Here is a 9849-nt window from a genome sequence, read left to right as displayed (position 1 = left end):
CGCGGGGGGTGGCGCTTTCGCGTATAAATCTGATGGCTAGGGGGGGGGGTTTTTTCCACCTGGTTTGGTGCCCCCCCCCCCCGCGGCTCTTGTCATGCCCGGGGGGCGTCACACCCCCCGGGGCGCCGGCCGGAATCAGGGGTTCAGCGGCGGCCGCGGGCTGTCGTCGCGCCGGCCCGCGGGCGGCTCCTCCCTGATGACCTCACCCTGGACGACCTTGCCGTCCGGGCGGTGAATACGGGCCTGCTGGAAGGCGTCGCCCAGACTGCCGGCCCCGGCCGCGCTCATCCTGCGTTCCAGGGAGCGCTCGGCGTACTTGCCGAGGAACCCCCGCACGGGCGGTACGAGGAGCAGCAGCCCCGCCACGTCCGAGATCATTCCGGGCAGCATCAGCAGCAGGCCGCCGAGCATCAGGAAGCCGTTGCCGCTGCTCCCCCGGCGCTGGGCGGGCGTCTCGCCCGCCTGCTGCCGCTGGAGCGTCTCGGTGAGGTTCGTGAACGCGCGCCGGCCGGCCCGCTTGATCACCACGGCGCCGAGCACGAGGCCCGCGGCCAGCAGCAGGAAGACCGTGAAGCCGCCGGCGGCGCCGGCCACGAGGGTCAGCAGCCAGATCTCGAGCACCAGCCAGGCGGCGACGCCGAGCGGTACGAAGGTGCGTGCGCGTGAACGCTTGGAAACTGTCGGGGGCGGTGAGCCGGTCGTCATGCCCCCAGTGTGCCTGTACGGGCGCCTGAGCGGCGTAAAGGAGAGATCAGGAGGGCTTGCGCCCGAGCAGCTTGTTCGCCCGGGAGCCGACGCCCCAGGCCGTCACGCGCCACAGCGCCTCGACGACGATGTCACGGCTCATCTTGCTGTCGCCCAGCTCGCGCTCGACGAAGGTGATGGGTACCTCGACCACGTTGTAGCCGGCTTCGACCGCCCGGCGGGCGAGGTCGACCTGGAAGCAGTACCCCTGGGAGGCGACGTCTTCGAGGCCCAGCCCTTCCAGCGTCTGCGCACGGAAGGCCCGGAACCCGCCGGTCACGTCGCGGATCGGTACGCCGAGAAGCACCCGGGAGTACGTGCTGCCGCCGCGCGAGAGCACCTCGCGGTGCTTGGGCCAGTTGACGACACGTCCGCCCGGCACCCAGCGCGAGCCGAGAACCAGGTCGGCCCCCTTGAGCGCGGTCAGCAGCCGGGGCAGTTCCTCGGGCTGGTGCGAGCCGTCCGCGTCCATTTCCACGAGTACGCCGTAGTCGTGCTCGATGCCCCAGCGGAAGCCCGCCAGATAGGCCGCGCCGAGCCCTTCCTTGCCCTTGCGGTGCAGGACGTGCACCTGGTCGTCGGCGGCCGCGATCTCGTCGGCGGTCTTTCCGGTGCCGTCGGGACTGTTGTCGTCGGCGACCAGGACGTGCGCGTCGGGAACCGCGGCGCGCACCCGGGAGACGATCGGCTTGATGTTCTCGGCCTCGTTGTAGGTCGGAATGATCACCAAGGCTCTGCCGAGCGGGCCGTAACGCCTCTGACCGCCGTCGTTCACTGCTTCCCCTTAATGTCCGTACACCGTTGCCCCACCATAGCGAGCATGGTCAGCGGGCCGGCACGGTGTTGTCCGGAGGAAGCGACAAGTCGTTTCTGCGGGTCGGGGCCCGGTGTCCTTCGGGCCGGCCCCGGGCCCGCCGGCTGCGGGTCGGCCGAGAGCCGTTGTCTACTGAACGTCCCGGGCCCCACCCGGGTCCCACCTGCCGGTCGGCTGAAACCTTCCCTCGCCCCCGAGGCGCGGGCGCTGAACCTGGCTCCGAGTACTGGTGCGCCGGTGCGGCACACCACCCCATGACCCAGCGGCGTTCGACGACTGCGTGGAGGTTTGCCGGTCGGACGTCCTGCGGTGGACTCGGCCGAACCTACCCGCCGGTGGCCGCTTTCTGTCAACAGTCGTTCGACCTGGGGTGTTTGCCCAAATCAGCAGGTCAGTGCGGAAGGTACGCAGGTGGCACGGGGCCGCGCGGGAACACCGATCGGCGGTACGCGGCCGGCGCACATCACTCGTTCGGCCTCAGGTAAACAGTTTGTCCGAGGATCACCGTCCGCAGGCAGACGGGGAGTTCGGCGCCGGGCGTGAGATCCGGCAGGCCGGGCGTTCCCGAGCGCGGGTCGGTCGACCAGCGGGCGACCCGGTCGTCGGGTGCCTGCACGACGAGCTCGTCGGCGCGCCAGACCGCGTAGTCGGCGGGGGCCCCGGGGACCAGGGTGCCCGCGTCGTCGCGGCCGACGGCCCGCCAGCCGCCGCGCGTGTGGGCGGTGAAGGCGGCGCGTACGGAGACGCGGTGCCCGGGCGTGCGGTGGAAGGCGGCGGCGCGGACGGTGCCCCACGGGTCGAGCGGGGTGACGGGGCTGTCGGAGCCGAAGGCCAGCGGCACACCGGCGCGCAGCAGCGCGGCGTACGGGTTGAGCGTACGGGCCCGCTCGGCGCCCAGGCGCTGCGCGTACATCCCGTCCTCGCCGCCCCAGGCGGCGTCGAAGGCGGGCTGCACCGAGGCGGTCAGGCCGAATTCGGCGAAGGCCGCGATGGTGGCGGGGGTGAGCATCTCGGCGTGCTCGACGCGGTGGCGGGCGGCGCGGATCCGGGCGAGGCCGAGCTTCTCGGCGGCGGCGCGCACCCCGTCGACGACCGAGGTGAGGGCGGCGTCGCCGATGGCGTGGAAGCCGGCCTGGAGTCCGGCCTCGGTGCAGGCGGTGACATGGGCGGCGACGGCCGCTGTGTCGAGGTGGGCGGTGCCGGTGTGGGAGGCGTCGGCGTACGGGGCGTGCAGGCAGGCGGTGTGCGAGCCGAGGGAACCGTCGACGAAGAGGTCGCCCGCCGCGCCCGTGGCGCCGAGTTCGCGCACACGTTCGGCGTCCTTCGCGCCTGCGACCTGCTCAGCCCAGTAGCCGAAGACGCGCGGGCCGGGCTCAGCGGCCGCCAGCTTCAGCAGACCGGTGAAGTCCTCCTCGTCGGAGATGTCCGGCCCCGCGCACTCGTGGACCGCACCGATACCGAGCGAGGCCGCGTGGGCGAGCGCCGCGCGCTGCGCCTCCGCGCGCTGCTGGGGGGTGACGGCGCCGTGCGCCGCCGCGCGTACGGCGTGGTGGGCGGCGGCGGTGAGCGGGGCGTCCGGGTGGTGGCCCGCGAGCCCGGTGACGCCGGGGACCAGGTCGAGAAGGGCGGTGCTGACGACGGCCGAGTGGACGTCGACGCGGGGCAGGTAGAGCGGACGCCCGCCGGCTGCCTCGTCGAGTTCGGCGCGGGTCGGGGGCCGCTGCTCCGGCCAGCGCGTGGCGTCCCAGCCGTGGCCCAGGAGGATCCGGCCCGCGGGGGCCGCGGAGGCGTGGGCCCGTACGAGCTCCAGCGCGCCGGCGAGGCTGCGCGCGCCGGACAGGTCGAGGCCGGTGAGCGCCAGGCCGGTGGACGTGGTGTGCACATGTGCGTCCGTGAACGCGGGGGTGACCAGAGCCCCTTCGAGGTCGATCACCTCGTCGACGCCCGGGGCGAAGGCGTCGGCCGCCCCTTCGGAGCCCACCCAGGCGACATGCCCACGCTCGACGACCATCGCGGTGGCGAAGGGATCGGCGGGGCTGTGGACCTCGCCGCCGCGCAGCAGCACGGTGCGGTGTTCGGCCTGGGGAGTGGGGGCGTTGTGCTCGGTCATGGGGAACAGTCTCGCCCCTCGCGCGGGCCGTTCCGTGCGCGGGGCCGTGGGCAACGGGTCAGACCTGCGGCGGCCGGGCCTCGTACGGCGTGGACAGGACCACGGTCGTACGGGTGGACACGCCGGCCAGGGAACGGATCCGGGTCAGCAGGTGCTCCAGCTCGAGCGGGGTCGCGACGCGCACCTTGAGGATGTAGTTCTCGTCGCCCGCCACGCTGTGGCACGCCTCGATCTCGGGAACGCCCGCGAGCCGTTCCGAGATGTCGTCGGGGGCGCTGGGGTCGAACGGTTTCACCGAGATGAAAGCGGTGAGCGGCAGCCCGACGGCCTCGGGGTCGACCACCGCGGCATAGCCACGGATGACACCCCGCTGCTCCAGCCTGCGCACACGCTGGTGCACGGCCGAGGTGGACAGGCCCGTGGCCTTGCCCAGGTCGGTGTAGCTCATCCGCCCGTCCTTGACGAGCAAATCCACGATCTGACGATCCAGCTCCTCCATAGCCGGTCAACCTATTGCCCCGGAGGTCCCCAGGCACAGCCGGGGCCCCTCCGGAGGGGCATCTGCGGCGGGCATGTGACGAACGCCACAGGCCTGCGGCCGTGTCCGTCGGGCAGGCGCCGATTACCGCGCGTGCGCGACGGGAAGTGCTTGCTGTGGTCGAGGCCGCAGCGCCTTGTCGGCCCACCCGAGGGGGAGTGTCTCCATGCAGAGCCTGAAGCGCACCGGACGTACCGAACCGGAGCCTGTTGAATCCGTCGACGACGATGAGATCGATGATTTCGACACGTACGACACCTTTGAAATGTTCCGGGTGATCTGCCCGGACTGCGCCCAGCCGATCGCGCTGCTGGCCGACGAGACCGTCCTTCCCGAGCACGCGAAGTGCCCCACGCCGTGGAACCCGTTCGGGCTCACGGCCTGCGCCGGCACCGGGCGCCCGGCGGCGGACGCCAAGCCCGCCGACGAGACGCTCGAGGTCCAGGAGCAGGAAACAGCACTGCTGTTGACGCTCCCTCAGGGACTGGACTGGCGGACGCAGCCGTTCTCGCACGTCGGCGGCCCGGGCTCCCGTCCGCTCAAGACGTCACAACTGCGGCGCGCGGCCTAGGAAGCACGGCCCGGGGGCGGCCGCGTCCGCCTCAGGGCGTGTCCCAGTACGTTCCGCGCACCATCGCCTCCAGTGACGCCCGGTGCAGGATCATCGCGTCCGGGTCCTCAGGGACCCGGACCTCGCCGAAGTGCACCTGCCGGTAGGCGATGCGCAGCATCACGACGGCGTGCCGCAGAGCGGCGTACAGCGTGTGGAACTCCATGTCCCGCGGTGTGTGCCCGGTCAGTTCGGCGTACCGGCGCTCGATGTCCTCGCGTCGCAGGAAGTCCGGCAGGCCGCTCTGGCCGAAGCCCACCGTCAGGTCCTGGAAGAAGCGGTGCAGGTAGACCGTCCAGGCCAGGTCGAGTTCACGCGGGCCGCAGGACGCCATTTCCCAGTCGAGTACGGCGGCGGGCTCGAAGCCGTCGTAGATGATGTTGCCGATACGGGCGTCGCCCCAGCTGAGCACGGCGGGGCCGGGGTCGTCGGGCCAGTGCGCCTCGAGCCAGTCGAAGGCGGTCTCGATGAGCGGTGAGCGGGCGACGCCGTCCACGACCCAGTCGTAGTACGCCCGTTGGGCCGTGACGTGGCGGCGCAGGGGGCTGCCCGTGCCCGGCGCCATCAGGAACTGCGCCTCCTTCGGCGGGAACCGGTCGTGCAGGCGCGCCAGGACGGTCAGCGTCGCGTCCTGGAGCCGGGCGCGTTCGGCCTCGGTGGCGGAGTACAGCCAATTCCCCTCGTACGTATAGGGCATGACGTCCGGCGGCACGCGGCCCTCCACCCGCTCCATGACGAAGAAGGGCGCGCCGAGCGGCTCGGGGTCCTCCTCCAGCCACAGGACACGCGGCACGGGGACATCCGTGTGCTCGGCCACGAGGCTCATGACGCGGTGCTGGCGAGCCATGTCGTAGACGGGGAAGACGCTGTACGCGGCGGGATCGGCGGCCAGCCGCAGGGCGCAGGCGCCCACCGGGGCGGACGGGTGGGCGAGATCGAAGAGCAGAGTCTCGCTCGACATGCCGTTGGAGTCCGGCGCGTTGACGCCGCTGACCCGCGCCCCGGGCAGCCGGGCGTCGAGCCAGGCGGTGAGGCGGCGGCCGAGTTCCTCGGGGTCGCGGGTGGTGGTGCGCGGGCGGGGTGCGGTTGCCATGCCGTACTCCTGTCGGGAGGGCGACGCTCAGAGGGCCAGGGAGTCGTAGCCGGTGAAGCCGCTCGGGTCGTGACGGCCGAAGGTGCCGTGCTCGAAGACGCCGTAACCGGTCCGCCCGTCGAGGGTGAAGCGGGCCGCGTGGTCGGTGACGCCGTACGCCGCCATGGGGTGCGCGGCGGGATCGGAGAGGTCGTACGTACGCCGGTCGGTCCAGCCGCGCCCCTGCCAGCTGCCGTGCTGCCAGTCGGTCGCGGGCGGGTAGCCGGCACCGACGGCCAGCGGTGAGGAGTTGAGGATCTCGACACCGAGCTCCAGCGGTTTGCGCCCGGGCCCCGTGAGGTGGATGAGGGCGCGCTCGGGGTGGCGGGTGCCCGGGTGGTACGTGATGTCGGCGTGCGGCCAGCCGAGCTGGACGTCGCGCTCACCCTCGCGCACCAGCAGCGCCTCGTTCAGGGTGCGGTGACCGTCGGCGTCCTCCTGGGCGATCACCATCAGGAAGCGGTCGTCGAAGCGCGCCGGGATCCAGAGCCAGTGGAAGCCCTCGGGGCGGTGTTCCTCGGCGGCCCGGCCGCCGTCCTCGCCGGGGATGGGCCGCACGCCCCAGCTCCGGTCGCGGGTGCCGGTCCACTCCCCCGCGGTCAGCGGTATCTCCTCTCCCCCGGTGCGGATCACGCCCGTACAGCCGCCGGCCTGGACGAAGCGGCGGCCTTCGAGCATCAGGCGGTCGCCGCGCCGCTGGACGTGGTGCGGCTCCCAGACGGCGGGAAAGGCGGCCGTCCAGGTGACGTCGTACGAGAGGGAGTCCGGGTCGCCGGGGTCGGCGTCGCAGTGGAGCGTGAAGCGGCGCAGCGGCTCGTCGACGGTGATCCGCAACGGGCCGACGGCGAGGTTCATACGGTCGTCGGTGAGGGCGTCGGACGCGCGCACGGCGTGCAGCCGGTCGCCGGTGCGCAGCGTCGCGTAGGCGTCGATCACTCCGGTGTTCGGGTAGACGCCCAGTCCGGCGATGAGCAGGGCGCGGCCGGTGTGGTCGACGACGTGGAAGATGCAGCGGTCATAAGCGTTGCGGTCCCCCGTGGCGACGTGCTTCATCGACAGCGGGGCCTGGTGGATCGGGTATTCGTCGAGCGCGATCGGGCGGTCCTCGGCCACAGCGGTCCTCCTGGGCGCGGACGGAGCGGGACACGGCGTACGCGTCGCCCGGAGGCGCGACCCCCGGCGGCGGATTTGACGGTACGTCAGAAAGCCCGTTCAGGGCCATACGCGCGTCACCGCCCGGGGCGCCCCGGTTCACCGCGCGAACGGACGCCCGAATGAGACCGGCGATAACCCCCGGGGCCTTGCGGCTGTTGGCCCGATATGACCCTGCAGTACACCCAGGTAGGCGACGGACGCCGGCGCCTCGTTCCCCCGCCCTCCGTTACCGCAGAATCGGTTCCGCACCCCTCGGACCCGCCCCTCTATCGCGCGCTCCTGCGCCAGTGGCACAGTCACGGCCGCACCCTGCCGGGGCGCCGCGACCCGGAGTGGACCCGGCTCGTGGCGTCCCCGGCATGGCCGGACGCGGGGCGGCTCAGCGCGTCTCGGGACCCACGAGATGGCGGGCGATGACCATGCGCTGAATCTGATTCGTGCCCTCGACGATCTGGAGCACCTTCGCCTCGCGCATGAAGCGCTCGGCGGGGAAGTCCAGCGTGTAGCCGTAGCCGCCGAGCACCTGGACGGCGTCGGTCGTCACGCGCATCGCCGCGTCGGTGCAGAACAGCTTCGCCATCGCGGCCTCCCGCGAGAAGGGGCGTCCCGCGTCCCGCAGGCGCGCCGCCGCCAGATACAGCGACCGGCCCGCCTCGATCTGGGTGGCCATGTCGGCGAGCATGAAGCGCAGGCCCTGGAAGTCGGCGATCGGCCGGCCGAACTGCTGCCGTCCGGTCGCGTACGAGACGGCCTCGTCCAGCGCTGCCTGGGCGACCCCGACCGCGCAGGCGGCGATCCCGAGCCGGCCCGAGTCGAGCGCGGACAGCGCTATCGCGAAGCCCTGCCCCTCCTCGCCGATGCGACGCGAGTCCGGGACACGTACGCCGTCGAAGTTGAGCTGGGCGGTGGGCGAGCCCTTCATGCCCATCTTCTTCTCGGGCGCCGCGGCGTTCAGCCCCTCGGCGTCGCCGGGCACCAGGAAGGCCGTGATGCCCCGGGCGCCCTCCTGGCCCGTACGGGCCAGAACGGTGTAGAAGTCGGCGACCCCGCCATGGGTGATCCAGGCCTTCGTGCCGGTGATGACCCAGTCGTCACCGTCGCGCACGGCCTTGGTGCGCAGCGAGGCCGCGTCGGATCCGGAGGCGGGCTCCGAAAGGCAGTAGGCGCCGAGCAGGCCGCCGCCGAGCATGGCGGGCAGATGCGTGGCCTGCTGCTCCTTGGTGCCGTAGCCGGCCAGCGCGTGACAGGCGAGGCTGTGGACGCTGACGCCGAGTCCCACCGTGAGGCGGGCGGCGGCGAGCTCTTCGAGTACCTGGAGATAGACCTCGTACGGCTGGTCTCCGCCGCCGTACTCGGCGTCGTACGGCAGACCGAGCAGACCGGATTCGGAGAGCAGCGCGAAGATCTCGCGCGGGAAGTGCCCGGCGTCCTCCTCGGCTGCGGCCCCGGGGGCGATCTCTCGCTGGATCATGTCGCGCACGAGCGCGAGCAGATCCCGGGACTCCTCGGTGGGCAGCCATCGTTCCACCGGCTGCGGGGCGCGGTCGGGCATGGGGGCGCTCTCCTCCCTGTCGGGCGCTGCGGCGGTCGCGCGCGCAGGGTGTGGCGGCGCCGCCGGTCTCACTGCCTGGCCGCCGGCACTCGTCCGGATCACGGAAGTCGCTGGCCAGCGGCTGTGGCGCGTTGAGTATGCCCGATGGAATGCCTTCCGTCACGGGGTTGTGGACGGCGCGGGGCAGGTCGGTTCCAGTTCCTCGATCGTACGGAGCGTGGCGCGCAGCAGCCTGGTGAGCCGCTCGCGTACGGCCTCGCGGCCGAGCTCCTGATGACCCATCCAGTCCAGCGTGACCCCTTCGACCCCGGTCATCCAGCCGATCAGGGCCAACCGGGCGGTCAGCGGGATGCCGCGGTGGCCGTACGCCCCCTCCGCGATGGTCGCGATCAGCTCCTCGCGCACCGCGTCCCGGACGGCCTGCACCTCGGTGTCGAAGCCGACGCCGCCCGTGACGATCGTGCGGTGCGCCGCCTGGTGGTGCTGGGCGTAGCGCAGATAGCCGTCGATGGTCCGCTGGACACGCTCGGCGGTCGGGAGGTCGGGCTCGCTGCCGGCCCGCGCGACCAGGTCGGCGACCGATTCCTCGGCGATGGCGAGTTAGCAACCGCGTTTGCTCTTGAAGTAGTAGATCAAGCCCTTGGCGACACCCGCGTGCCGGGCGATGTCGTCCATCGACAGGGCGTCGTACGACGTATCGGCGAACAACTTCCGCCCGGTCGAGATGAGTTCGGCGCGGCGCACCTGCGATCGCTCGGTTGGTGAGCCTCGGGCTCGGCGGGCTCGCGGCGATCGGGATCGGGATCGGGATCGGGCTGGCGCTGATCGCGGCGGACCTGTTCCTGTGGTTCCTGCCGCACACGCGCCACTGCGTGAGCGTCAACGCGCTGCTGTCCGTCCTGTCGTTCGCCGCGACCAATCTCGGAGGCTTCGTGGTCGGGATGGGCCTGGGGATCGCGGGCAGCGCCATGGGGTTCGGCTGGACGCCCGTGCGGGTGGAGGAGCGGGAGGAGTCGTCACCGCTGCGGGAAGGGCAGGGGCCCCGGACGCTCGCGGCCCGCTGCCGGTCGTCCTGCTGGCGGCGCTGGGGCAGGGCCCGGCGCGGAGGCCGCCGGAGCCCGGGGCGGTCCGCGCGGCGCGTAAGCCGCCGACCGTCACCACGACTCTCTTCGCGCCGCACGGCTTCCTGATCGC

At 72.4% G+C, this 9849-nt stretch carries 9 protein-coding genes and 1 pseudogene; 2 read left to right on the top strand and 8 right to left on the bottom strand.

The window, feature by feature from the left end:
• Positions 1-135: 135 nt before the first annotated feature.
• From fxsA to ACWIHY_RS09895, 4 genes are all read right to left on the bottom strand, one after another.
• A complete protein-coding gene (gene fxsA / locus ACWIHY_RS09910; RefSeq protein ID WP_454375114.1) occupies positions 136-705 on the bottom strand; it encodes an FxsA family membrane protein in 570 nt (189 codons plus the stop codon).
• A 46-nt stretch (positions 706-751) separates the two neighbouring features.
• On the bottom strand, positions 752-1519 hold the full coding sequence (locus ACWIHY_RS09905; protein WP_454375113.1) for a polyprenol monophosphomannose synthase: 768 nt from the start codon (positions 1517-1519) through the stop codon (positions 752-754).
• 502 nt (positions 1520-2021) lie between these two features.
• On the bottom strand, positions 2022-3668 hold the full coding sequence (locus ACWIHY_RS09900; protein WP_454375112.1) for an amidohydrolase: 1647 nt from the start codon (positions 3666-3668) through the stop codon (positions 2022-2024).
• 58 nt (positions 3669-3726) lie between these two features.
• Positions 3727-4167, bottom strand: a complete 441-nt coding sequence (locus ACWIHY_RS09895; RefSeq protein ID WP_214970885.1) for an Lrp/AsnC family transcriptional regulator — start codon at positions 4165-4167, stop codon at positions 3727-3729.
• A 205-nt stretch (positions 4168-4372) separates the two neighbouring features.
• Between ACWIHY_RS09895 and ACWIHY_RS09890 the strand changes: the two genes are divergently transcribed.
• Positions 4373-4777, top strand: coding sequence for a hypothetical protein (locus ACWIHY_RS09890; RefSeq protein WP_454375111.1), 405 nt, complete (start codon positions 4373-4375; stop codon positions 4775-4777).
• 31 nt (positions 4778-4808) lie between these two features.
• Here ACWIHY_RS09890 and ACWIHY_RS09885 read toward each other — a convergent pair whose 3' ends face one another.
• From ACWIHY_RS09885 to ACWIHY_RS09870, 4 genes and pseudogenes are all read right to left on the bottom strand, one after another.
• A complete protein-coding gene (locus ACWIHY_RS09885; RefSeq protein ID WP_454375110.1) occupies positions 4809-5909 on the bottom strand; it encodes a phosphotransferase family protein in 1101 nt (366 codons plus the stop codon).
• Between the two features lie 27 nt (positions 5910-5936).
• Positions 5937-7061 (bottom strand): hypothetical protein, encoded by a 1125-nt coding sequence (locus ACWIHY_RS09880; RefSeq protein WP_454375109.1) that lies wholly within the window; start codon positions 7059-7061, stop codon positions 5937-5939.
• Between the two features lie 421 nt (positions 7062-7482).
• Complete coding sequence (locus tag ACWIHY_RS09875) at positions 7483-8655, bottom strand: acyl-CoA dehydrogenase family protein (protein WP_454375108.1); 1173 nt, start codon at positions 8653-8655, stop codon at positions 7483-7485.
• Positions 8656-8814: 159 nt separating this feature from the next.
• Positions 8815-9399: pseudogene (locus tag ACWIHY_RS09870) on the bottom strand (TetR/AcrR family transcriptional regulator).
• A gap of 17 nt (positions 9400-9416) precedes the next feature.
• Between ACWIHY_RS09870 and ACWIHY_RS09865 the strand changes: the two are divergent.
• Positions 9417-9845, top strand: a complete 429-nt coding sequence (locus ACWIHY_RS09865; protein WP_454375107.1) for a DUF6114 domain-containing protein — start codon at positions 9417-9419, stop codon at positions 9843-9845.
• The last annotated feature ends 4 nt before the right edge of the window (positions 9846-9849 follow it).

The organism is Streptomyces sp. NPDC055287, assembly GCF_053646035.1.
The sequence above is the reverse complement of the archived record's forward strand: the minus strand, read 5'-3'. Positions and strand labels throughout refer to the sequence as shown.

Coding starts and splice junctions, on each gene's coding strand:
- fxsA (WP_454375114.1), bottom strand. CDS start 705: ATGACGACCGGCTCACCGCCCCCGACAGTTTCCAAGCGTTCACGCGCA.
- ACWIHY_RS09890 (WP_454375111.1), top strand. CDS start 4,373: ATGCAGAGCCTGAAGCGCACCGGACGTACCGAACCGGAGCCTGTTGAA.
- ACWIHY_RS09900 (WP_454375112.1), bottom strand. CDS start 3,668: ATGACCGAGCACAACGCCCCCACTCCCCAGGCCGAACACCGCACCGTG.
- ACWIHY_RS09885 (WP_454375110.1), bottom strand. CDS start 5,909: ATGGCAACCGCACCCCGCCCGCGCACCACCACCCGCGACCCCGAGGAA.
- ACWIHY_RS09875 (WP_454375108.1), bottom strand. CDS start 8,655: ATGCCCGACCGCGCCCCGCAGCCGGTGGAACGATGGCTGCCCACCGAG.
- ACWIHY_RS09895 (WP_214970885.1), bottom strand. CDS start 4,167: ATGGAGGAGCTGGATCGTCAGATCGTGGATTTGCTCGTCAAGGACGGG.